Annotated in this window: 23 protein-coding genes; 16 read left to right on the plus strand and 7 right to left on the minus strand. The window is 73.4% G+C overall.

From position 1 onward, the window contains the following. The first annotated feature begins 74 nt into the window (after positions 1–74). Positions 75–2174: a primosomal protein N' gene (locus ACZ5D2_RS04300; RefSeq protein ID WP_371679457.1), complete on the plus strand. Its 2100-nt coding sequence runs from the start codon at positions 75–77 to the stop codon at positions 2172–2174. 226 nt (positions 2175–2400) lie between these two features. Here ACZ5D2_RS04300 and ACZ5D2_RS04305 read toward each other — a convergent pair whose 3' ends face one another. Continuing rightward, positions 2401–2925, minus strand: coding sequence for a hypothetical protein (locus ACZ5D2_RS04305; RefSeq protein ID WP_371679458.1), 525 nt, complete (start codon positions 2923–2925; stop codon positions 2401–2403). Positions 2926–3178: 253 nt separating this feature from the next. Between ACZ5D2_RS04305 and fmt the strand changes: the two genes are divergently transcribed. After that, positions 3179–4123, plus strand: coding sequence for a methionyl-tRNA formyltransferase (gene fmt, locus ACZ5D2_RS04310; RefSeq protein WP_371679459.1), 945 nt, complete (start codon positions 3179–3181; stop codon positions 4121–4123). Positions 4124–4209: 86 nt separating this feature from the next. Next, the gene (locus tag ACZ5D2_RS04315; protein ID WP_371679460.1) at positions 4210–5697 is read left to right on the plus strand and encodes an RsmB/NOP family class I SAM-dependent RNA methyltransferase; all 1488 of its coding nucleotides are present in this window, start codon (positions 4210–4212) and stop codon (positions 5695–5697) included. A 16-nt stretch (positions 5698–5713) separates the two neighbouring features. On the opposite strand, the gene ACZ5D2_RS04320 is transcribed toward ACZ5D2_RS04315, so the two are convergent. Then, entirely contained in the window at positions 5714–6997 is a 1284-nt protein-coding gene (locus ACZ5D2_RS04320) for an MFS transporter (protein ID WP_468927085.1), read from the minus strand. 187 nt (positions 6998–7184) lie between these two features. On the opposite strand from ACZ5D2_RS04320, the gene rpe reads away from it, so the two are divergent. The 5 genes from rpe to ACZ5D2_RS04345 all read left to right on the plus strand — a co-directional run bounded on the left by rpe (position 7185) and on the right by ACZ5D2_RS04345 (position 10274). Beyond that, complete coding sequence (gene rpe / locus ACZ5D2_RS04325) at positions 7185–7871, plus strand: ribulose-phosphate 3-epimerase (protein WP_371679462.1); 687 nt, start codon at positions 7185–7187, stop codon at positions 7869–7871. Between the two features lie 137 nt (positions 7872–8008). Continuing rightward, positions 8009–9022: a sugar-binding transcriptional regulator gene (locus ACZ5D2_RS04330; RefSeq protein WP_030234040.1), complete on the plus strand. Its 1014-nt coding sequence runs from the start codon at positions 8009–8011 to the stop codon at positions 9020–9022. Positions 9023–9117: 95 nt separating this feature from the next. Then, positions 9118–9339: a CarD family transcriptional regulator gene (locus ACZ5D2_RS04335; RefSeq protein ID WP_266837885.1), complete on the plus strand. Its 222-nt coding sequence runs from the start codon at positions 9118–9120 to the stop codon at positions 9337–9339. A 66-nt stretch (positions 9340–9405) separates the two neighbouring features. Continuing rightward, positions 9406–9861: a guanyl-specific ribonuclease gene (locus ACZ5D2_RS04340; RefSeq protein WP_371679464.1), complete on the plus strand. Its 456-nt coding sequence runs from the start codon at positions 9406–9408 to the stop codon at positions 9859–9861. After that, a complete protein-coding gene (locus ACZ5D2_RS04345) occupies positions 9858–10274 on the plus strand; it encodes a barstar family protein (RefSeq protein WP_371679466.1) in 417 nt (138 codons plus the stop codon). The genes ACZ5D2_RS04340 and ACZ5D2_RS04345 overlap by 4 nt, the downstream gene beginning before the upstream one ends. Positions 10275–10330: 56 nt before the next feature. Here ACZ5D2_RS04345 and ACZ5D2_RS04350 read toward each other — a convergent pair whose 3' ends face one another. The 5 genes from ACZ5D2_RS04350 to ACZ5D2_RS04370 all read right to left on the minus strand — a co-directional run bounded on the left by ACZ5D2_RS04350 (position 10331) and on the right by ACZ5D2_RS04370 (position 13790). Next, entirely contained in the window at positions 10331–10810 is a 480-nt protein-coding gene (locus tag ACZ5D2_RS04350; protein ID WP_371679467.1) for a group II truncated hemoglobin, read from the minus strand. Then, a complete protein-coding gene (locus ACZ5D2_RS04355; RefSeq protein ID WP_371679469.1) occupies positions 10807–11136 on the minus strand; it encodes a putative quinol monooxygenase in 330 nt (109 codons plus the stop codon). Before ACZ5D2_RS04355 ends, ACZ5D2_RS04350 begins: the two co-directional genes overlap by 4 nt. A gap of 77 nt (positions 11137–11213) precedes the next feature. Continuing rightward, on the minus strand, positions 11214–11705 hold the full coding sequence (locus ACZ5D2_RS04360; RefSeq protein WP_371679470.1) for a hypothetical protein: 492 nt from the start codon (positions 11703–11705) through the stop codon (positions 11214–11216). A 70-nt stretch (positions 11706–11775) separates the two neighbouring features. Beyond that, complete coding sequence (locus ACZ5D2_RS04365) at positions 11776–13413, minus strand: FAD-dependent oxidoreductase (protein ID WP_371681339.1); 1638 nt, start codon at positions 13411–13413, stop codon at positions 11776–11778. 104 nt (positions 13414–13517) lie between these two features. Continuing rightward, on the minus strand, positions 13518–13790 hold the full coding sequence (locus ACZ5D2_RS04370) for a UBP-type zinc finger domain-containing protein (protein ID WP_371679471.1): 273 nt from the start codon (positions 13788–13790) through the stop codon (positions 13518–13520). Between the two features lie 278 nt (positions 13791–14068). On the opposite strand from ACZ5D2_RS04370, the gene ACZ5D2_RS04375 reads away from it, so the two are divergent. Genes ACZ5D2_RS04375 through ACZ5D2_RS04410 form a run of 8 tightly spaced genes read left to right on the plus strand, consistent with a single transcriptional unit; the run spans position 14069 to position 20571 of the window. Beyond that, on the plus strand, positions 14069–14893 hold the full coding sequence (locus ACZ5D2_RS04375) for a type 1 glutamine amidotransferase domain-containing protein (protein WP_371679472.1): 825 nt from the start codon (positions 14069–14071) through the stop codon (positions 14891–14893). 33 nt (positions 14894–14926) lie between these two features. Continuing rightward, positions 14927–16570: a thiamine pyrophosphate-binding protein gene (locus tag ACZ5D2_RS04380; protein WP_371679473.1), complete on the plus strand. Its 1644-nt coding sequence runs from the start codon at positions 14927–14929 to the stop codon at positions 16568–16570. Positions 16571–16603: 33 nt separating this feature from the next. Beyond that, positions 16604–17035, plus strand: coding sequence for a nuclear transport factor 2 family protein (locus ACZ5D2_RS04385; protein WP_371679474.1), 432 nt, complete (start codon positions 16604–16606; stop codon positions 17033–17035). Between the two features lie 13 nt (positions 17036–17048). After that, positions 17049–17504, plus strand: coding sequence for a nuclear transport factor 2 family protein (locus tag ACZ5D2_RS04390; RefSeq protein WP_371679475.1), 456 nt, complete (start codon positions 17049–17051; stop codon positions 17502–17504). A 13-nt stretch (positions 17505–17517) separates the two neighbouring features. Next, positions 17518–17901: a nuclear transport factor 2 family protein gene (locus tag ACZ5D2_RS04395; RefSeq protein ID WP_371679477.1), complete on the plus strand. Its 384-nt coding sequence runs from the start codon at positions 17518–17520 to the stop codon at positions 17899–17901. Between the two features lie 15 nt (positions 17902–17916). Next, positions 17917–19533 carry a GMC family oxidoreductase gene (locus tag ACZ5D2_RS04400; protein ID WP_371679478.1) on the plus strand — a complete coding sequence of 539 codons (1617 nt, stop codon included), beginning with the start codon at positions 17917–17919 and terminating at the stop codon, positions 19531–19533. After that, positions 19526–20137, plus strand: coding sequence for a DJ-1/PfpI family protein (locus ACZ5D2_RS04405; RefSeq protein ID WP_371679479.1), 612 nt, complete (start codon positions 19526–19528; stop codon positions 20135–20137). Before ACZ5D2_RS04400 ends, ACZ5D2_RS04405 begins: the two co-directional genes overlap by 8 nt. Further along, the gene (locus tag ACZ5D2_RS04410; RefSeq protein WP_371679480.1) at positions 20137–20571 is read left to right on the plus strand and encodes a VOC family protein; all 435 of its coding nucleotides are present in this window, start codon (positions 20137–20139) and stop codon (positions 20569–20571) included. The genes ACZ5D2_RS04405 and ACZ5D2_RS04410 overlap by 1 nt, the downstream gene beginning before the upstream one ends.

Here is a 20571-nt window from a genome sequence, read left to right on the forward strand (position 1 = left end):
GCACGCGACGAACGGCCCCGGACCGCGAGGTCCGGGGCCGTTCGCTGTCAGTGGTCTTTGGTAAGAATGCCTGTGTGAGCAGCGCGAACGATTCCCCGCCGGAGCAGCTCGCACTGATCCGGGAGATGGTCGCCGAGGCGAAGGCCAAGGCGCCCAAGGCCAAACCGCGGACCTGGCGCGGGGCCGCGGTCGCCGAGGAGCTGCCCGTCGCCCGCGTCCTGGTGAACAAGGGCGTGCTCCACCTCGACCGGCTCTTCGACTACGCGGTGCCCGCCGAGCTCGCCGAGACCGCCCGGCCGGGCGTCCGCGTCCGGGTCCGCTTCGGCGCCGGCTCCCACCGCGTGCACGGCGGCCGCCGTGAGGGCGGCGGGCTCATCGACGGCTTCATCGTGGAGCGGTGCGCCGAGTCCGACTACAACGGGGCGCTGGCCGCCCTGGCCCAGGTGGTCTCGCCCGAGGTCGTCCTCTCCGCGCCCGTGCTGGCCCTCGCCCGCGCCGTCGCCGACCGGTACGCGGGCAGCCTCGCCGACGTCCTCCAGCTCGCCCTGCCCGCGCGCAGCGCCCGCGCCGAGGCCAAACCCTCGCCCGAACCGCTGCCCCCGCCCCCCGTGCCCGAGCCCGGCGGCTGGACCCGCTACGGCGCCGGGCCCGCGTTCCTGCGGGCCCTCGCCACCGGCGGGGCCCCCCGCGCCGTGTGGACCGCCCTGCCCGGCCCCGGCTGGGCCGGGGAACTGGCCCGTGCCATGGCGGCGACCCTCGCCTCCGGCCGGGGCGCCCTGGCCGTGGTCCCGGACGGGCGCACCGCCGCCCGGGTCGACGCCGCCCTCACCGAACTGCTCGGCGAGGGGCGGCACGCCCTGCTGACGGCCGAGTCCGGGCCCGAGAAGCGCTACCGGCAGTGGCTCGCGGTGAGCCGGGGCTCGGTGCGCGCGGTCGTCGGCACCCGGGCCGCGATGTTCGCCCCCGTGCGCGACCTCGGGCTGGTGGCGATCTGGGACGACGGGGATTCCAGCCACAGCGACGACCACGCCCCCTTCCCGCACGTCCGCGAGGTCCTGGAACTGCGCGCCGTCACCGACGGCTGCGCCTTCCTGGCCGGCGGCACCAGCTGCACGGTGGAGGCCGCCCAGCTCGTCGAGACGGGCTGGGCCCGCCCGCTCGTGGCCGACCGGGAGACGGTGCGCTCCGTCGCCCCGCGCATCCGCACCGTCGGCGACGAACTGCTGGCGCGCGACGGGGCGGCCCGCGCGGCCCGGCTGCCGAGCCTCGCCTGGGAGACCGTCCGGGAGGGCCTGAAGACCGGGCCGGTCCTCGTCCAGGTGCCCCGGCGCGGCTACGCGCCCCGGCTCGCCTGCGAGCGCTGCCGCACCCCCGCCCGCTGCACCGTGTGCGCCGGGCCCCTGGAGGCCCCCGACGAGCGGGACCTGCACTGCGGCTGGTGCGGCCGGGCCGAGAGCGCCTGGCACTGCCAGGAGTGCGGGTCCTTCCGGCTCCGCGCCCAGGTGGTGGGCGCGCGGCGCACCGCCGAGGAGCTGGGCCGGGCCTTCCCCGCCGTGCCCGTACGGACTTCCGGGCGCGACCACGTGCTGGACGAGGTGCCGGACCGCCCGGCACTGGTGGTGTGCACCCCGGGGGCCGAGCCGGTCGCCGCGGGCGCCGGGTACGCGGCGGCGCTGCTGCTGGACGGCTGGGCCATGCTGGGCCGGCCCGACCTGCGGGCGGGGGAGGAGGCGCTGCGCCGCTGGATCGCCGCCGCGTCGCTGGTGCGCGGGGAGGGGCAGGTGGTCGTCGTGGCCGAGCCGACGCTGCGGCCCGTGCAGGCGCTGGTGCGCTGGGACCCGGTCGGGCACGCCGTACGGGAACTGGCCGAGCGGGCCCAGCTGGGTTTCCCGCCGGTGTCGCGGATGGCCGCCGTGGCGGGCCGGGGGGAGGCGCTGGAGGCCTTCCTCGGGGCCGTCGGGCTGCCGCCGGACGCGGAGGTCCTGGGACCCGTACCGCTGCCCGGGCGGCGGGGGGAGCCCTCACCGGGGGAGCGGGCCCTGGTCCGGGTCCCGCCGGGGAGCGGGGCCGCGCTGGCCGCGGCGCTGAAGTCGGCGCAGGCCGCGCGGATGGCGCGGGGCGTCGCGGCGGCGGACGCGGTCCGGATCCGGATCGACCCGCCGGACATCGGCTGAGGCCGGGTGGCGGGGGCCGCTGCGCGGGGCCGTTCGCCCCGCGCCGCCCTCCGCCCGTTCCCCGGGGCGGGCCCCGGGCCCGTTCCGGGCGCGGCGCACCCGGTGCGCTCGAACGCCGCCCGGGCTGGAGTCCCGCTGCGCGGCTCCAGCCCCGCCGGCGTTCGAGGCACGTGCTCCCGCTGCGTCGGTGCCGTCGGGGGTCGGCGTCCCGGCGGCGCGGACGGGGTCAGCCGTTGCGGGGTCCCGGGAACGCCGACTGGCGGGCGGCCGGGGCGGCGGCGGCCTGGGTGTCCTCGCGCACCGGCTGCGGGGGCACCGAGCGGGCCGCCGGGATGGTGGGCAGCGGACCGAGCGTCCGGGTCGTGGTGCCCTCGGCCGGCGGCTCAGCGGACTCGGCGGCCTGCGCGCGGCGTGCCCCGTAGCGGCGGTGCACGGCCTGCTTGGTGACACCGAGCGCGGAGCCGACCGCGTCCCACGAGAAGCCGAGCGAGCGGTCGAAGTCCACCGCCGCGGTGACCAGCGTCTCGACGCTGTCCCGCAGCTCCTGGGCGAGCCGGACGGTGGGTGCGGGGGCCCTGCCGTAGACGACGAAGCCCGTGGACGGCCCGGAGCGGCGCGGGCGGTACACGTTGCCGAGCTGGGCGGTGAGGGTGCGCAGAGCGTCCACCTGTCGGCGAACCCGCTCGATGTCCCGCACGAGGAGGTGCAGGCTGGCCCGTGCTTGGGCGTCATGAGTGGCGTGGTCGGCCATGAAGAAGCCTCTCGAACCGGTGCTGGAGAGCGGATCGGGCCGCAGACACCGTTCTCGTTCGCGGCCCGTTTCGGTCAATCTGCCTTGACCAACGCGCCATACCGCGAGGAAGTCACGCTCCAGGGGCGTGTCGGCATATGCGAGAGGCGCGCGTGTGTGCGTACGCCCCCCTCGGCACCGCAGGTGGGCGGGCGGGGGCGGGCCCCATAGACTGGTGCGCTGCTGACAGCCGAGATAGCGAGGTAGGACCCCAGTGAAGCTCGTCTTCGCAGGCACCCCCGAGGTCGCCGTGCCCGCCCTGGACGCCCTGATCGCCTCCGGGCGGCACGAGGTCGCCGCCGTCATCACCCGGCCCGACGCCCCGGCCGGCCGCGGACGCCGGCTCGTCGCCAGCCCGGTCGCCGAACGCGCCGAGGAAGCCGGGATCGAGGTGCTCAAGCCCGCGCGGCCGCGCGACGAGGAGTTCCAGGCCCGGCTGCGCGAGATCGGCCCGGACTGCTGCCCGGTCGTCGCCTACGGGGCGCTGATCCCCAGGAGCGCCCTGGAGATCCCCGCCCGGGGATGGGTCAACCTGCACTTCTCCCTGCTCCCCGCCTGGCGCGGCGCGGCCCCCGTCCAGCAGTCGATCATGGCGGGGGACCAGGTCACCGGCGCCTCCACCTTCCGCATCGAGGAAGGGCTGGACACCGGCCCCGTCTTCGGGGTGCTCACCGAGGAGATCCGCCCGTCCGACACCAGCGGCGACCTGCTGACCCGGCTCGCCTTCGCCGGCGCAGGACTGCTGTCCGCGACCATGGACGGCATCGAGGACGGCACCCTGCGCGCCGTCCCGCAGCCCGCCGACGGGATCTCGCTCGCGCCGAAGATCACGGTCGAGGACGCGCGCGTCGACTGGAACGCCCCCGCGCTGCGCGCCGACCGCGTGGTGCGCGGCTGCACGCCCGCCCCGGGCGCGTGGACCGTCTTCCGCGGCGAGCGGCTCAAGCTGATCTCCGTGGGGCTCGTCGCCGACCGCACCGACCTCGCGCCGGGCGTGCTGGCCCCGGCCAAGAACAACGTGTACGTCGGCACCGGCTCGCACGCCGTCGAGCTGCTGTGGGTACAGCCGCAGGGCAAGAAGCCGATGAAGGGCGCCGACTGGGCCCGCGGGGTGCGTATCGCTCCCGGCGAGCGCCTGGGCGCGGCCGACGTAGGCTGATTCCGCGACCGGTCCGCCCCGCGCGGGCCCGGCAGTACCCCGTGACCCACCACCGCAGTACCTCGTAACCCCGGAGCACCTTTCACGTGAGCGAACAGCCCCGTCGTCGTCCCGCCGCCGCAGGCGCCGGCAAGCCGTCCGGCAAGCAGGGCGGCCGTCCGGCCAAGCCGTACCGCCGGCCCCAGAAGGACCCCGTCCGGATGCTGGCCTTCGAGGTGCTGCGGGCGGTGGACGAGCGCGACGCCTACGCCAACCTCGTGCTGCCCCCGCTGCTGAAGAAGGCCCGCCAGGACGAGAGCTTCCAGGCGCGCGACGCGGCCCTGGCCACCGAGCTGGTCTACGGCACCCTGCGCCGCCAGGGCACCTACGACGCGGTGATCAAGGCCTGCATCGACCGGCCGCTGCGCGAGGTCGACCCGCCGGTGCTGGACGTGCTCTCGCTCGGCGCCCACCAGCTGCTCGGCACCCGCATCCCCACGCACGCCGCGGTTTCGGCCAGCGTCGAACTGGCCCGCGTGGTGCTCGGAGACGGCCGCGCCAAGTTCGTGAACGCCGTGCTCCGCAAGATCTCCGCGCACGACCTCGACGGCTGGCTGGAGCGGGTCGCCCCGCCGTACGAGGACGACGCCGAGGAACACCTCGCCGTCTACCACTCGCACCCCCGCTGGGTCGTCAGCGCCCTGTGGGACGCCCTGGGCGGAGGCCGCGCCGGGATCGAGGACCTGCTCGAAGCCGACAACGAGCGGCCCGAGGTGACGCTGGTGGCCCGTCCGGGCCGGTCCACGCCCGAGGAGCTGCTGGAGGCCGTCGGCGAGGACTCGGCGCTGCCGGGGCGCTGGTCCCCGTACGCGGTGCGGATGGCCGAGGGCGGCGAGCCGGGTGCGCTGGAGGCCGTCCGCGAGGGGCGCGCCGGCGTGCAGGACGAGGGCAGCCAGCTGGTGGCGATGGCCCTCGCCGCGGTGCCCGTCGAGGGGCGCGACGCGCGCTGGCTCGACGGCTGCGCGGGTCCCGGCGGCAAGGCGGCGCTGCTCGGCGCGCTGGCCGCGCGGCGCGGAGCCTTCCTGCTGGCCTCCGAGAAGCAGCCCCACCGGGCCCGGCTCGTGGAGCGCGCGCTGGCCGGGAACCCGGGCCCGTACCAGGTCATCGCGGCCGACGGCACCCGGCCCCCGTGGCTGCCGGGGTCCTTCGACCGCGTGCTGGTGGACGTGCCCTGCTCCGGCCTGGGCGCGCTGCGGCGCCGGCCCGAGGCCCGCTGGCGGCGGCGCCCCGAGGACCTGGAGGGCTTCGCGCCGCTCCAGCGCGGGCTGCTGCGCGAGGCGCTCGCCGCGGTGCGCGTGGGCGGTGTCGTGGGATACGCGACCTGCTCCCCGCACCTGGCGGAGACCCGGGTGGTCGTGGACGACGTCCTCAAGGGCCGGGGCGCCGGCGCCCGCGCGGTGTCGGCCGAACTGATCGACGCCCGCCCGTACATGCAGGGCGTCCCCGCCCTCGGCGACGGCCCCGACGTCCAGCTGTGGCCGCACCTGCACGGCACGGACGCGATGTACCTCGCCCTGCTGCGCCGCACGGCGTAGCGGGGCGGCAGGGCCCTCACACCCCGGTGCGCCGGGAGCGGACCGGGGAGAGGGCGATCGGGACGCAGGACAGGGACAGGAAGGCGGCGCCGGCCCACAGGGCGGCGTGGAGACCGGCCGCCGCGGCGAGGAGGCCCGACAGGGCGGAGCCGAGGGCCAGGGCGCCGGTCAGCATGAAGCGGAAGGTCGCGTTCATGCGGCCGAGGAGCGGGTCCGGGGTCAGGTGCTGGCGGAGGCTGACGCCGAGGACGTTGTTGGAGCCGATCGTCATGTGGGCCAGCAGCCAGGCCGCGCCCGCCGCCCAGAGCCACCCCCCGTGGTCCAACAGGGGCACCAGGAGCGCCGCCGGGGTCAGGCTGAGGGTGAGGGCGCGGCCGTAGCCCACGCGGGCCGCGAAGGGCCGCGCCAGCCGGGCGCCGAGCAGCACTCCCGCGCCGCCCGCCGCCCAGAACAGGCCGAGCGCGGCCGGGGACAGGCCGAGCTCCCGTACGAACAGCACGGGCAGCATCGCGTTGACGGCGGAGCCGCCCAGGTTGGTGAGGGTCGAGGTCAGGGCCAGTGCCCGCAGTTCCCCGTGGCCCAGTACGTGGCGCAGGCCCTCCATGATCTGCCGCCGCAGCGGTGTCCGGGCGGCGGCCGGCGGCGCGGGGACGGGACGGATCCGCAGCAGGCCCAGCGCGGAGCCGAGGTAGCCGAGCGCGCAGCCCGCCAGGGCGACCGGCGCGGTGAGGGCGGCGATGAGGGCACCGCCCGCGCCCCGTCCGGCGATGTTCGCCGTGGCCATCAGGGTCACGAGGGCGGCGTTCGCGGGGACCAGGGCGTCCCGCCCGACCAGCTGCGGCAGCACGCTCTGGGCCCCGACCTCGGAGAACACGGTGGCGCAGCCGGCGAGCAGGACGACCGCGTACAGCTGGGCCAGGGTGAGCCGGTCGAGCCACCAGGCGGCGGGCAGGGAGGCGAAGAGCCCGGCGCGGGCGAGGTCGGCCGCGATCAGCACCCGACGGGTGCGCAGCCGGTCCACCCAGGCCCCGGCCGGGAGGCCGATCAGCAGGAAGGCGGCGGTGGAGAGCGCGGCGAGGGCGCCGACCTGGGCGGCGCTCGCGCGCAGGCCGGTCAGGGCGAGCAGCGGGACGGCGATGTAGCCGGTGTTGGCGGCGGACTGGCTGAGGGTCGTGGCGCCGAAGAGGGCGCGGAAGTCCCGGTTGCGCCACGGGCTGCCGGACGCCGTGCGACGGCCGGAGGCTTCGGCGGATTCGGCGGATTCTGCGGTTTCGTCTGGTGCGGTGGGGACGGACGCCATGCCTGGGCTGACTCCTCGGGACGGGCCGGACCGCCCGGGGACGGTGTCTGTCATGCGCAGAACCGTCCACCACCCGCACATCGAAGGACAAGTGAAATATGCTCCATGATCAATTAAGTGCCGCTACGGAAACCCCGAGTTCCGGGGCCGTGGCCGGAAGTGGCCGAGGGCATGGCAGGCTTGGGGCATGGCCGTTCAGATCAATCCCAGCATCCTGTCCGCCGACTTCGCCCGTCTCGCCGACGAGGCGCGGGCCGTCGAGGGGGCCGACTGGCTGCACGTCGACGTCATGGACAACCATTTCGTCCCGAACCTCACCCTCGGCGTCCCGATCGTGGAGTCCCTGAGCCGTGCCACGGACATCCCGCTGGACCTGCACCTGATGATCGAGGACCCGGACCGCTGGGCGCCGCAATACGTGGAGGCCGGGGCCGGTTCCGTCACCTTCCACGCCGAGGCCGCCGCGGCTCCGGTGCGCCTCGCTCGGGAGATCCGGGCGAAGGGGGCCCGTGCGGCGATGGCGCTCAAGCCCGGCACCCCGATCGAGCAGTACGAGGACATCCTCCCCGAGCTCGACATGGTGCTGATCATGACGGTCGAGCCGGGCTTCGGCGGCCAGTCCTTCCTCGACATCATGCTGCCCAAGGTCCGCCGGACCCGGGAGCTGATCGCCAAGCACGGGCTGGAGCTGTGGCTCCAGGTCGACGGCGGGGTCTCGGCCTCCACGATCGAGCGGGTGGCGGAGGCCGGCGCCGACGTGTTCGTCGCGGGCAGCGCGGTCTACGGGGCGGTCGACCCGGCCGCCGCGGTGCGGACCCTGCGTGAGCAGGCGGGTGCGGCGATCGCCGCCGCCCCCTGGGCGTGCGACCACTGAGCGAGGCTTGATGAACAGCTCGGTGAACGGAAGCCGTCCAGGCTGATCAACGGCCGTCGGATCTGACAGGATGAACGGCGAGTCGAGAGTGTGAACACGACAGTGTGAACAGCAGTGAGGAGAGCGCGGTGTCTGCAATGTCGGCGGGACGGTCAGCCCTGCGGATGGGACCCGCGGAGCTGGTGCAGGCGGCGGCCATGGCCCGTCGCTTCTACCTGGAGGGCAAGTCCAAGATCCAGATCGCCGAGGAGTTCGGCGTGAGCCGCTTCAAGGTGGCCCGGGTCCTGGAGACGGCCCTCGAACGCGACCTCGTACGCATCGAGATCCGGGTGCCGGCCGAACTGGACGCGGAGCGCTCCGACGCGCTCCGCGCCCGGTACGGGCTGAGGCACGCGGTCGTGGTGGAGTCGCCGGCCGACGCCACCGAGGACGCTCCGGACCCGGAGAACCTCGGCGCGGTCGCCGCCGACCTGCTCGGCGAGCTCGTCAACGAGGGCGACGTGCTCGGGCTGGCGTGGGGGCGTTCCACCATCCACATGGCCGCCTCCCTGCACCGGCTGCCCCCCTGCACCGTGGTCCAGCTGACCGGCGTGTACGACGCCGGGACGGCCGAGCGCGGCTCCGTGGAGGCCGTCCGCCGGGCCGCGCAGGTCTCCGGCGGGGACGCCCACCCGATCTACGCCCCGATGCTGCTGCCCGATCCGGCGACCGCGGCCGCCCTGCGCAGCCAGACGGGCATCGCGCGGGCCTTCGAGTACTTCGACAAGGTGACGGTCGCCGCCGTCTCGATCGGCTCCTGGGAGCCCGGCATCTCCACCGTCCACGACATGCTGACCGACGAGGAGCGCGCGCACTACGCCTCCCTCGGCGTCGCGGCGGAGATGTCCGCACACCTCTTCGACTCGGAAGGCCGAAGGGTCGGGCGCGACCTCGGCGAGCGGTGCATCACCGTCGAGGCGGACCGGCTGCGCCGGATCCCCGAGGTCGTGGCGATCGCGGGCGGCCTGCGCAAGGCCTCCGCGATCGGGGCGGTGCTCCGTTCCGGGCTGGTGACCAGCCTCGTCACGGACACGGCGGTCGCGGACTACCTGCTCACCGAGTCCGCTCCCGGGCTCCGTCCGGCGCTCGACCGGGCCGACCCGGACGACTGACGGGGCGGCCGCGCCGGCCGGTGATGCGGATGGTGCCGGAATCGAGACCCGAACAGCGGACCGCGGGGCGGCCCCGGGGGCGCATACTGGCTTCGATGACTAAGTCAGCAGTACCTCGCCGCCATTTGCCGTCCAGCCCGTTCAAGGCCCCCGTGGAACCGCCGCTCCGGCAGTTCAGCGTCGGCGACCGGGTGAGTCACGACGAGCACGGCCTCGGCCGTGTCGTCGGGATCGAGGAGGGGATCGCCGTTCTCGTCGACTTCGGGTCGGTCCAGAAACGAATCCTGAGCCCTTACACCAAGATGTCCGTGCTCTGAGCCCGTCAGTGCCCTGACGCCATCAGGCGATTCGCGAGCGAATCGGATATTTGGCACGATCGGTGCATGATCCTTCGGAACGTGCCCCGGTCGCTGCTGCGTGTGCTGGGGGCTCTGTTCCTGTGCGCCGTGCTGGTCGGTGCGGCGGGATGCGGCGGGAAGTCCGCCCCGCCGCCCGCCACCAGCGCCGGCGCGGGTACGGGTGCCAGCGCGGGTGCCCGCGAGGTCCCCGGGTGGGCCAGGGGGATGGCCACCGTGCGGGCCGACGCGCTGCCGCAGCAGGCGCGCGAGGTGCTGGCCCTGATCGACAGGGGCGGGCCGTACGCGTACCGGCAGGACGGGACCGTCTTCGGGAACTTCGAGAAGGTCCTGCCGAAGCAGAAGCGCGGCTACTACCACGAGTTCACCGTGCGGACCCCGGGCGAACGCGACCGCGGGGCCCGGCGGATCGTGACCGGCGGGGGCGGGGAGTTCTACTACACGGACGACCACTACCAGACCTTCAAGGCGGTTCTCCGATGAGCCTGGACCCGCAGCCGCTCGCCCCCGCGCTGGCCGCCGCCGAGGAGGCGGGCTGGGCCGTCGTACGGCTGGACCTGGACGGCGTACGGAGCAAGGCCGCCCTGATGCGGCGGTGCGCGGACGTCCTGCGGGCGCCGGAGTGGTTCGGCGGGAACTGGGACGCGCTGGCCGACGTACTGGTGGACCTGTCGTGGCTGCCGCCGGCGCCCGGGAGGCTGCTCGTGGTGAGTTCGTGGCGCGGGTACGCGGCCGAGCGTCCGCAGGACTGGGAGACGCTGCGGGAGGTCCTGGAGGAGGCCGTGGACTTCTGGCGCGAGGCCGAGGGGGCCGCGCCGCTGACGGTGCTGCTGGCCGGGTCCGCCCCGGACGGGGCTCCGCCCCGGGCCGCGCGCCCCGGACCCCGCCGGGGCTGAGGGCCCCCGGGGCCCGGGAACGTCCGTGGGGGCGGCCCCGGCCGCCCCCACGGTGGTCACTCGCCCGCCACGGCCTCGGGGACCCAGGGCGGGGTCTGGCCCCAGGACCAGACCGGGATCTTCGCCGCGTCCACCGGCGGCGGATTGGGGCCCGAGTAGATCAGGGCCATCCGGGTGCCCCACTCGATGTAGTAGACGAACACCGCGCGGAACTCCGGGTCCGTCGGCAGGCCGACCTCGTCGGCCGTGTCCAGCAGCAGGTCCACCCAACGGCGGCGCTGCTTCTCGGTGATGCCGCGCCCCAGGTGCTTGGTGGCCATGTGCCGGTGGCCGCCGTGGTGCGCCGAGTACTCCGCCGGGCCGCCGAAGACCTCCGACAGCCAGACGGCGACGTGCTGGGGGTGCTCCGAGTCCATGCCCGCGAAGACCGGGGCCAGGATCTCGTCCCGCAGGGCGTGCGCGTAGAAGACGTCGGTGAGGCGGCGCATGGCCTCCGCACCGCCCATCCACTCGTAGATCGTGGGCGTGGTGCTCATGACTGACCGGCGGCCTTTCCCGGACCCACCACACCGGTCACGAGGTAGTGCTGCATCTCCTCGATGGCCGTCACGTACGGGCGGATCGCGCTGAAGAACGCAGGGAAGTGCTCGCCCTTGCGGAAGCCGTTCAGGTGGGCGTCGATCGAGGTCCAGCGGATGCGGAGGATGTAGCGCTCCTTCTCCTCCTCGCAGCGGGCCAGCTCGTAGTCGATGCACTCGGGCGAGGCGGCCAGGGCCTCGGCGGCCCTCGCGTACGCCTCCTCGAACGCCTGCTGGTCCTGCGAGGCGATCCGGTAGCGGATGTACTCGACGGTCGTGGTCATGGTGTGCGTGCCTCTCCCTGGGATCAGGTGGTCCCGGCTACCCTTCCGGGATCATGCGTGCCCGGCGAGGGGTTCCCCTACTCGGACTGCGACTTCTGGATGTCCGGGCCCTGGGCGCGGACCTCCCGCACCTTGTCGAGGGACTCCCTCAGCTCGGCGAGCCAGGTGTCGGTGTTGCTCCCGACGAGGCGGACGCACCAGGCCAGGGCGTCCGCCCGGCTGCGCGCCACGCCCCCGGCGACCAGGGTGTCGAGCACCTGGCGCTCGGACTGGCGCAGCCGGGTCATGACGGGGACGGCGAGGTGGGTGAAGAGGGTGGTCTCCGCACCCGAACGCACGCCCCAGGCGACCTTGCGGCGGTAGAGCTCCTCCGCCTCCCGGGCGACCTCGATGCGCTGCTCGCGGGTGCGCTCGCGGAACTCCTTGACGGACTCGGCCGCCGGGACGGTGCCGACGACCGTGATCTCCTCCCGGTCGACGGTGACCGAGACGAGGGACTCGTAGACGTCCACCGGCAGGCGCTCGGCGAACCACGCGCGGAGCTTCTCGCTCTGTTCGGCTGTAATCATGTAATCAACGTTGCATCCGCTCTCCTCTTGATCGCAAGGGCCCGGCCGGTGTCCGGCCGGGTGTTCGCTCTCAGCCCATCGAGCGGTAGCGGTGGATCAGCGACACCGCCATGGCGCCCTCGCCGACGCCCGAGGCGACCCGCTTGACCGAGTGGGCCCGGACGTCGCCCGCCGCGAAGACCCCGGGGACGCTGGTCTCCAGCGGGTAGGGCGCGCGCTCCAGGCTCCACTCCGCCGGGAGTTCTCCGCCGTTGGCGATCAGGTCGGAGCCGGTGAGCACGAAGCCGTACCCGTCGCGCTCCACCACCCCGGCCAGCCAGTCGGTGTGCGGGCGTGCGCCGATGAAGGTGAACATGAACCGGGCCGGGGTCACCGTGTCCGCACCGGTGTCGGCGTCGTGCAGGGTGATCCGCTCCAGGTGCTCGCCGCCGTCCAGCGCCACCACCGTCGTGCGCACCCGGACCTCGACGTTCGGGGTCCGCTCGATCTCGTCGATCAGGTAGCGGGACATGCTCGCGTCCAGGGAGGCGGCGCGGACCAGGATGGTCACGCGGGCCGCGTACTTGGCGAAGTGGACGGCGGCCTGCCCGGCCGAGTTGGCGCCGCCCACGATGAACACGTGCTGCGAGATGCAGGCCGAGCTCTCCGTGGTGGCCGCGCCGTAGTACAGCCCCGCGCCCTCGAACCGGTCCGCGCCGGGGGCGTCCAGCCGGTTGTACGAGACGCCGGTCGCCAGCAGCACCGTCTCGGCGCTGATCTCCGTACCGTCGGCCAGGGTCAGGATCTTCGCCGGGTCGTCCCGGGTCAGGGAGACCACCTCGACGGGGTGCAGGATCTCGGCGCCGAACCGGGAGGCCTGGATCGTGGCCCGGCGGGTCAGGTCGCCGCCGGAGAGGCCCGAGGGGAAGCCGAGGTAGTTCTCGATCAGGCTGGAGGTGCCGGCCTGCCCGCCCGGGGCACGGGAGTCCAGCATCAGCGTGGACAGGCCCTCGGAGGCCGCGTACACCCCGGCGGCCAGCCCGGCGGGTCCGGCTCCGACGATGACGCACTCGTAGTGCGGGCGGGAGGCGGTGGTGGCCAGGCCGAGGCGGCGGGCCAGCTCGGTGTCGCTCGGGGCGGAGAGCACCGAGCCGTCCGGGAAGCGCACCAGCGGGAGCGCGGCGTCCGCCTGCGCGGCGGCGATCACCGTCAGGGCCTCGGGGTCGCGCTCGACGTTCAGGAAGCGGAACGGCTGCCCGTTGCGGGTGAAGAAGTCCCGGACGGCGTGGGTGCCGGGGGAGACCAGGTGCCCCGCGACGATGATCCCGTCGTACGCCGGCCGGTAGGTGGCCAGCCAGTCGGAGAGCAGGTCGTCCAGGACCGGGAAGAGCCGCTCGTGCGGCGGGTCCCAGGGCTTGAGCAGGTAGTAGTCCAGCCGCACCCGGTTGATGGCGGTGATCGCGGCGTCGGTCTCCGCGTACGCCGTGAGCAGGACCCGGCGCGCGTCCGGGAACCGGCTGACGGCCTCCAGCAGGAACTCCACCCCGGTCACGTCGGGCATCCGCTGGTCGACGAGGAACAGGGCGGGGTCGTGACCGCGCTCGTCGAGGGAGTCCAGGATCTTCAGGGCGTCGGCCGCGGAGGAGGCGCCGAGCACCCGGTAGCGGTCGCCGTAGGCGCTGCGCAGGTCCCTGCGGACCGCCCGCAGCACCTGCGGGTCGTCGTCCACGGCCAGGATGACCGGCTTGCGGCTCTCCGCGCGCTCGGCGGGGGCCGGGACGGCGGTTGCGGGGTCGGTGGTGGCGGGGGCGGTGGCGCCCTCCCGGGCCGCGCTCACGCCGGGTCCAGCATCAGCTTGTCGGCGTAGCACCAGGCCCAGTCCTCGCCGGGTTCGTGCGAGGCCGCGATGGGGTGACCGGTGGTCCGGTAGTGCCGTGTGGCGTGACGGTTCTTCGACGAGTCGCAGCAGCCGACGTGCCCGCAGCTCAGGCACATCCTCAGGTGCACCCAGCCGTCACCGGACCGCAGGCACTCCTCACAGCCCTCGGAGCCGGCCTTCACCGGACGTATCAGGTCGACGTGTGTGCACAACAGGTCCATCGTCATCGTCCCCGTCCCTTTCCTCGCGCACTCGTGCCCCCCCGGCCCGCCCGGGGTCCACGGCGCGTCCAGACCATAAGTCGGAGATCCGGGAAAGGTTCATCGATCCGGCCGAGGTCAGGAAGTCCGGCGGGTACTTCATGACTTCGCGGGACGACTACGTGAGGTGCCCGGACCACCTTGCCCGCTACCTCACGAAGTCGCATTCGGGCCCTTTGACGCGGGCACCGGGCGCACGCAGTGTGGGGGACGCCAACGACAACAGGCGGCGCCTGGAGGAATCTGTGAGCAGAAAGATTCTGGTCATTGTCTCCGAACACGGTTACTGGGCCGAGGAACTGATCGGTCCCGTATCGAAGTTCGACGAGCGGGGCTATGAGACCGTATTCGCCACGCCGACCGGAAAGCGCGCCCACGCACTTCCGCCGAGCCTCGACGCGAACTACGTCGACCCCCCGCTGGGCCGCTCGGTGACCACCGAGGAGAACGCCCGGCTGGGCCGCGAGTTCGAGCAGTCGAGCCGGCTCGACTCGCCGCTCGACATCGAGGCCTGGGTGCCCGAGCGCCCGTACACGAGCGACGAGGGCTATCTGCGCAAGCTGGAGCAGTACCACCGCGACCTGGAGAAGCTCGACGCCGACATCGCGGACTTCGACGCGATCCTCATCGTCGGCGGCAGCGGCCCCATCGCCGACCTCGCCAACAACGAGCGGGTGCACGCCCTGGTCCTGGCCTTCGAGAAGGCCGGCAAGGTCGTGGCCGCCGAGTGCTACGGGGTCGCCTGCCTGGCCTTCGCCCGGGACTGGGACGACCGCAAGAGCATCGTCTGGGGCAAGCACGTGACCGGCCACTGCAAGGAGTACGACTACAAGGACGGCACCGGATTCCTCGGTACCGACTTCAACATGGGCCCGCCCCCGTACCCGCTGGAGTACATCCTGCGCGATGCCACGGGCCCGCGCGGCGCCTACCACGGGAATTTCGGAAAGCCTGTCTCCGTGATCGTCGACTATCCCTTCGTGACGGGACGTTCGACCCCCGACTCCTACCTCACCGGGCAGAAGATCGTGGAAGTCCTGGAAGACGGTCTCACCCGCTACGGCTGGTAATTCTGCGATCCGCGGGAGAAAAGGGGGAACACCGTGAACGCCGCAGCGACTCCCGGCCGGGAAAGGCTGATCGAGCAGTTCAAGGCCGACGGCCTGAAGGTGATGTTCGGAAATCCGGGAACGGTGGAACAGGGATTCCTCGACGCGGTGGACGCGGCGGCGGACTTCCGTTACGTCCTCGCGCTCCAGGAGACGGTGGCCGCGGGCATCGCGGACGGCTACGCCCGCGCCACGGGCGGCGCGGCCCTGCTCCAGCTGCACTCCGGTGTGGGTCTGGGCAACGGCATAGGCATGCTCTACCAGTCGCTGCGCGGGCACACCCCGCTCGTCGTCGTCGCCGGTGACGCCGGGGTGCGCTACGACGCCATGGACGCGCAGATGGCCTGTGACCTGGTGGCCATGGCCAGGCCCGTCACCAAGTACGCGACCCGGGTCACCGACCCGCGGTCCGTGCTGCGCACGGTGCGGCGGGCCGTGAAGATCGCCCTCACCCCGCCACGCGGCCCCGTTTTCGTGGCCCTGCCCATGGACGTGCTGGACGAGCTCAACTCCGAGCCCGTGCTGCCCGCCACGGTGCCGCTCACCGACGTGGCCCCCTCGCCGGCCTCGGTGGGGCGGGCGGCCGGCCTGCTCGCCGGCGCCGCCCGGCCCGTGGTCCTGGCCGGGGACGGGGTGGCGCTCTCCGGGGCGCAGGCCGAACTCGTCGCCGTCGCCGAACTGCTGGGCGCCGACGTCTTCGAGGTCGACTCCTCGGAGGTGAACATCGCCGCCTCGCACCCGCTGCGGCGCGGCCAGACGGGGCACATGTTCGGCCCGCACAGCAAGGAGCTGGTCGGGAACGCGGACGCGGTGCTGATCGTGGGCACCTACGTCTTCCCGGAGGTGTTCCCCGAACTGGAGAACCCCTTCCGGCCGGGTGCGAAGGTCGTGCACATCGACCTGAACGCCTACGAGATCGCCAAGAACCACCCCGTGGACCTGGGGCTGGCCGCCGACCCGCGCCAGGCGCTGCGCGCGCTGGCCGGCGTACTGGAGCAGCGGCAGAGCCCGGCGCAGCGGGCCGCGGCCGCCGCGCGGCTGGACGTACGGACCCGGGAGCGGGCCCGTGCGGACCTCGCGGCGGACGACGACGGCACGCCGATGGCCGTCTTCCTGCGGACGCTGGCCGAGCGCACCGGCCGGGACCTGATCGTCTTCGACGAGGCGCTGACCACCTCGCCGCTGGTGACCCGGTACCTGCCGCCGGAGCGGCCCGGCGACTACCACCTGACCCGGGGCGGATCGCTGGGCGTGGGCTTCCCGGGGGCGGTCGGCGCCAAGCTCGCCCACCCCGACCGGCTCGTCGTCGGCTTCGCGGGCGACGGCGGCTCGATGTACACCCACCAGGCCCTGTGGACGGCGGCCCGGTACGGGATCGACGCCAAGTTCGTGGTCTGCAACAACCGCAAGTACCGCCTCCTCGACGACAACATCGCCCAGTACTGGCGCGAGCGGGACATCGCCGAGCACCCCTACCCGGGCTCCTTCGACCTCGCGCACCCCGAGATCGACTTCGCGGGCCTGGCCAGGGCGCTGGGCGCCGACGGAACCCGCGTGGAGAAGCCGGACGAGGCGCCGGCCGCCGTCGCGCGGATGCTGGCGCACCCCGGCCCGTACCTCGTCGACATCCAGATCTGACCCGAGCGACACCCACGGACAGGAGGAGACCGCATGCCCGCCGAGCGGCTGACCGAGGACGCGATCCGCACCTTCACCGAGAACTGGTACGTGGCCCTGGACCGGCACCTGCCGCTGGAGCAGGTGCTCGCCCTCATCACCGAGGACCTGGAGTTCAAGGTCCCCGAGGACACCTTCCTCGGCCACCGGGACTTCGCCCGCTGGTACGACGCCGTCACCAACCGGTTCTTCGACGAGGTGCACACGGTCACCAAGGTGGAGCCGGTCATCGAGGGGGACCGGGCGATCGTCCGGGTCCTCGTCAACTGGCAGTTCAAGATCTGGGACGCGCCGGCCGCCCGCAGCCAGTGGGGTGGCTTCGACGCCGACCAGACCTGGACCGTGGTGGCCGGCCCGGACGGGCCGCGGATCAAGCAGTACACCGTCAACGACCTGGCGCCGATGCCCGGTTCGGTCTCGCTCTGAGAGGACGGCCACGATGACCGAAGTGACCCGCGAGCGGGTCGAGGCCGCCTACCGGGCCCTGGGCTCCGGCGACCGGGCCCGCATCCTGGAGTACTACTCCGAGGACCTGCGCTGGCTGGTGCCGGGCAACCACCCCCTCGCCGGCTGGTACGAGAGCCTCGACGCCTTCCTGGAGCTGATGGGCCGGACCCACAAGCTCACGGGCGGCACCTTCCGGATGGACCTGGAGGCGGTCCTGGTCGGCGAGGACTGCAGCGCCGACGTCTGCCGCAACGTCGCCCTGCGGGACGGCGCGGACCCGGGGAGCACCACCCCGTACGAGCGGATGGACTACCCGGTCTTCCACTTCATGCGCTGGCGGGACGGCCGGATCGTCGAGGGCCGCGACGGGCTCTTCGGCGACACCGCCTCCGCCTTCAGCCAGTTCTGGGCGCCCTTCGCGCCGGACGGAACCCGCAGGGACCGATAGGGGGATGACCGCAATGAGCACGACGGACGACGCCCGAACGATCCTGACCAAGTACTACGAGTACGCCAACGCCGGGGACTGGGACCGCTGGTGCGACCTGTTCGCCGAGGACCAGGTCATGGACGAGCAGCTGGCCGGACACATCGAGGGCCTGGAGACCCTGCGCTCGATGATGAAGGGCATGGGGACCATGTACCGGGTCTTCCGCAACGAGCCCGTGCACTTCCTCGTCGACGGGGAGAAGGCCGCCGCCGTCTCCCACCTCACCGCCGTCAGCGCCTCCGGCGAGGCGATCGAGGCCGAGGTCATGAACTTCTTCCGGATCGTGGACGGACGCATCGCCTACATGTCGAACCACCACGACACCGTCCCCTTCCAGGTGCTGGGCCAGGACTGAGGGGGGAAGGCACCCGTGGCCACAGAGCAGTACGACTACGTGATCGTCGGCTCCGGCACCGCCGGCAGCGTCCTCGCGAACCGGCTCTCCGCGGACCCGGACGTCTCGGTCCTGGTCCTGGAGGCGGGCGGTTCCCGGATCCCGCCCGAGGTGGACGACCCGTCCTCCTGGTACAAGCTGCTGGGCGGGCCCGTCGACTGGGGCTACACCAGCGTCCCGCAGCCGGGCCTGGGCGGACGCCGTACGTACGAACCGCGCGGCAAGGCCCCCGGCGGCAGCAGCAACCTCTACATCATGATGCACATCCGCGGCCACGCCTCGGACTTCGACAACTGGGCCTACCAGGGCGCGGCCGGCTGGGCGTACGAGGACGTGCTCCCTTACTTCGCCCTGCTGGAGGGCCAGGAGGACCCCACCGCGCCCACCACCGGCACCGGCGGCCCGCAGCGGGTCACCAACGCCGGCCTCCACGGCCCCAACCCGGTCTCCCGCGCCTTCATCGACGCGGCCGTCGAGCTGGGCCACCGGGAGATCGCCGACTTCAACACCGACGGCCCCCGGCGCGGCCTCTTCGGCACCGGCTGGCACCACATCGACGTGGCCGACGGCCGCCGCCAGGGCACCCTGGCCGCCTACCTGGAACCGGCGCTGGAGCGGTCCAACCTGACCCTGCGCACCGACGCCCAGACCACCCGGCTGCTCTTCGACGGGGACACCTGCTCCGGCGTCGAGTACGAACAGCTCCTGGCCCCGGCGCAGATCCCGGGCCGCACCGTGCGCGACGGCCACAGCCGGGCGGCGGCGCCGGGACGGCACACCGTACGGGCCCGGCGCGAGGTGATCGTGGCCGCCGGGGCGATCGAGTCCCCGAAGCTGCTGATGCTCTCCGGGATCGGACACCCCGAGCAGCTGGGCGAGCACGGCATCGAGGTCACCGCCGCCCTGCCCGGGGTCGGGGAGAACTTCCACAACCACGTGCTGACCGGGCTCATGGCCGAGGTCACCCAGGAACTGCCGCCGCCCGCGCAGAACCTCTCCGAGAGCGCTCTGTTCCTGTCCTCCCGGCCCGGTCTGCCGGCTCCGGACCTGCAGATCGCCTTCGTCCACGTCCCGTTCGACGTGATCGTCGGCCAGGACCACCCGAACACGGTGTCCATCCTGCCCGGCGTCGTCCGCCCGGTCTCCCGGGGCTGGATCAGGCTCGCGAGCGCCGATCCGCTGGCCCACCCGCTGATCCACCCGAACTACCTGGGCGACCGGTGGGACCTGGAGCGGATGGTGCAGGGCGTCAGGATCGCCCGGGAGCTCTTCGCGACCTCCGCCTTCTCGCCCTGGTACAAGCAGGAGCTCCAGCCGGGGCCGGGGCACGTCTCGGACGAGGAGCTGCGGACCTTCGTGCGGCAGAAGGCGGAGAGCTACCACCACCAGGCCGGCTCCTGCCGCATGGGCGTCGACGACCTCTCCGTCGTCGACCCCGAACTGCGCGTGCACGGCGTGCGCAACCTGCGCGTCGTCGACGCGAGCGTGATGCCCGCCGTCCCGTCGGGCAACTGCCACACCGCCATCGCGATGATCGCCGAACGCGCGGCGGACTTCATCGGAGGCCGGAACAGGGGGGAATCCCGTGCCTGACGCGGTCCTGCGCGAGGGAGCGCTGTCCGGGACCCGGATCGCGGTCCTGGTCGAGAGCGACTTCTACGAGCCCGAGATCTTCTACTACCAGCGCCGGTTCGCGGAGGAGGGCGCCGAGGTCGACTTCCTGACCCGGCTGTGGGGCAACGAGTCCATCACCTTCACCGGGCACGAGTACCGGGCGCCCTTCACCGCCGACCGCTCCCTGGAGGGGCTGGCCGACGAGGAGCTGCGAGGCTACTCCGCGCTCATCGTGCCCTCGGGCATGGTCGCCGACCGGCTGCGCTACACCGAGGACGTGGACGTTCTGGCCCCGGCGACGGAGCTGCTGCGCCGGGCGTTCGAGGAGCCGACGGTGCTCAAGGGGATCATCTGCCACGGCATGTGGCTGGCGTCCTCGATCCCGGGCAAGGTGCGCGGCCGCAAGGTCGTCTGCCACAACAACCTCATCGGCGACGTCCGCAACATGGGCGCCGAGTACGTGGACGAGGACGTGGTGGTCGACGGGGACCTGGTGACCGGCCGCACCGGAGCCCACCACCACCTCTTCGCCCGCCGGATCATCGACCTGCTCGCCGCAGGGCGGGGCCGGAGGGCGGGCTGATGCCGGGCGCGATGGTCTGGTCGCACGTGGGCCTCAACTGCGCCGACCAGAAGACCACCGAGGAGTTCTACACCCGCCACTTCGGCTTCACCCGGGCCCGGGTGGTCGACCTCGGGGAGGCCCGGATCGTGTTCCTGCGCAAGGGGGACGCCTACCTGGAGCTCTTCGAGGCCGGAACCGAGCCGGCCCGTACGGCGCACGAGGACGGCCCGCCGGCCCCGGGCCGGATACGGCACCTGGCCTTCCGCACCGACAGCGTCGACGCGTTCCTCGCGGAGCTGGGCGACGCGGCCGAAGTGACGCTGGGACCACTGGACTTCGACGACTTCATCTGCGGGTGGCGGACCGTGTGGGTCCGCGATCCCGACGGGGTGATCGTCGAGGTCAGCCAGGGATTCGAGGACGACCGCTCACACGACAAGGACGGTGCATGA

The sequence above is a fragment of the Streptomyces sp. NPDC031479 genome, assembly GCF_055581065.1.

Excerpts from the sequence above, each read along its gene's own strand:
- rpe (WP_371679462.1), top strand. The coding sequence starts at position 7,185 with ATGGCCGTTCAGATCAATCCCAGCATCCTGTCCGCCGACTTCGCCCGT.
- ACZ5D2_RS04390 (WP_371679475.1), top strand. The coding sequence starts at position 17,049 with ATGACCGAAGTGACCCGCGAGCGGGTCGAGGCCGCCTACCGGGCCCTG.
- ACZ5D2_RS04360 (WP_371679470.1), bottom strand. The coding sequence starts at position 11,705 with ATGATTACAGCCGAACAGAGCGAGAAGCTCCGCGCGTGGTTCGCCGAG.
- ACZ5D2_RS04410 (WP_371679480.1), top strand. The coding sequence starts at position 20,137 with ATGCCGGGCGCGATGGTCTGGTCGCACGTGGGCCTCAACTGCGCCGAC.
- ACZ5D2_RS04320 (WP_468927085.1), bottom strand. The coding sequence starts at position 6,997 with ATGGCGTCCGTCCCCACCGCACCAGACGAAACCGCAGAATCCGCCGAA.
- ACZ5D2_RS04305 (WP_371679458.1), bottom strand. The coding sequence starts at position 2,925 with ATGGCCGACCACGCCACTCATGACGCCCAAGCACGGGCCAGCCTGCAC.
- ACZ5D2_RS04395 (WP_371679477.1), top strand. The coding sequence starts at position 17,518 with ATGAGCACGACGGACGACGCCCGAACGATCCTGACCAAGTACTACGAG.
- ACZ5D2_RS04370 (WP_371679471.1), bottom strand. The coding sequence starts at position 13,790 with ATGACGATGGACCTGTTGTGCACACACGTCGACCTGATACGTCCGGTG.
- ACZ5D2_RS04350 (WP_371679467.1), bottom strand. The coding sequence starts at position 10,810 with ATGAGCACCACGCCCACGATCTACGAGTGGATGGGCGGTGCGGAGGCC.
- ACZ5D2_RS04345 (WP_371679466.1), top strand. The coding sequence starts at position 9,858 with ATGAGCCTGGACCCGCAGCCGCTCGCCCCCGCGCTGGCCGCCGCCGAG.
- ACZ5D2_RS04355 (WP_371679469.1), bottom strand. The coding sequence starts at position 11,136 with ATGACCACGACCGTCGAGTACATCCGCTACCGGATCGCCTCGCAGGAC.
- ACZ5D2_RS04385 (WP_371679474.1), top strand. The coding sequence starts at position 16,604 with ATGCCCGCCGAGCGGCTGACCGAGGACGCGATCCGCACCTTCACCGAG.
- ACZ5D2_RS04340 (WP_371679464.1), top strand. The coding sequence starts at position 9,406 with ATGATCCTTCGGAACGTGCCCCGGTCGCTGCTGCGTGTGCTGGGGGCT.
- ACZ5D2_RS04330 (WP_030234040.1), top strand. The coding sequence starts at position 8,009 with ATGTCGGCGGGACGGTCAGCCCTGCGGATGGGACCCGCGGAGCTGGTG.
- ACZ5D2_RS04335 (WP_266837885.1), top strand. The coding sequence starts at position 9,118 with ATGACTAAGTCAGCAGTACCTCGCCGCCATTTGCCGTCCAGCCCGTTC.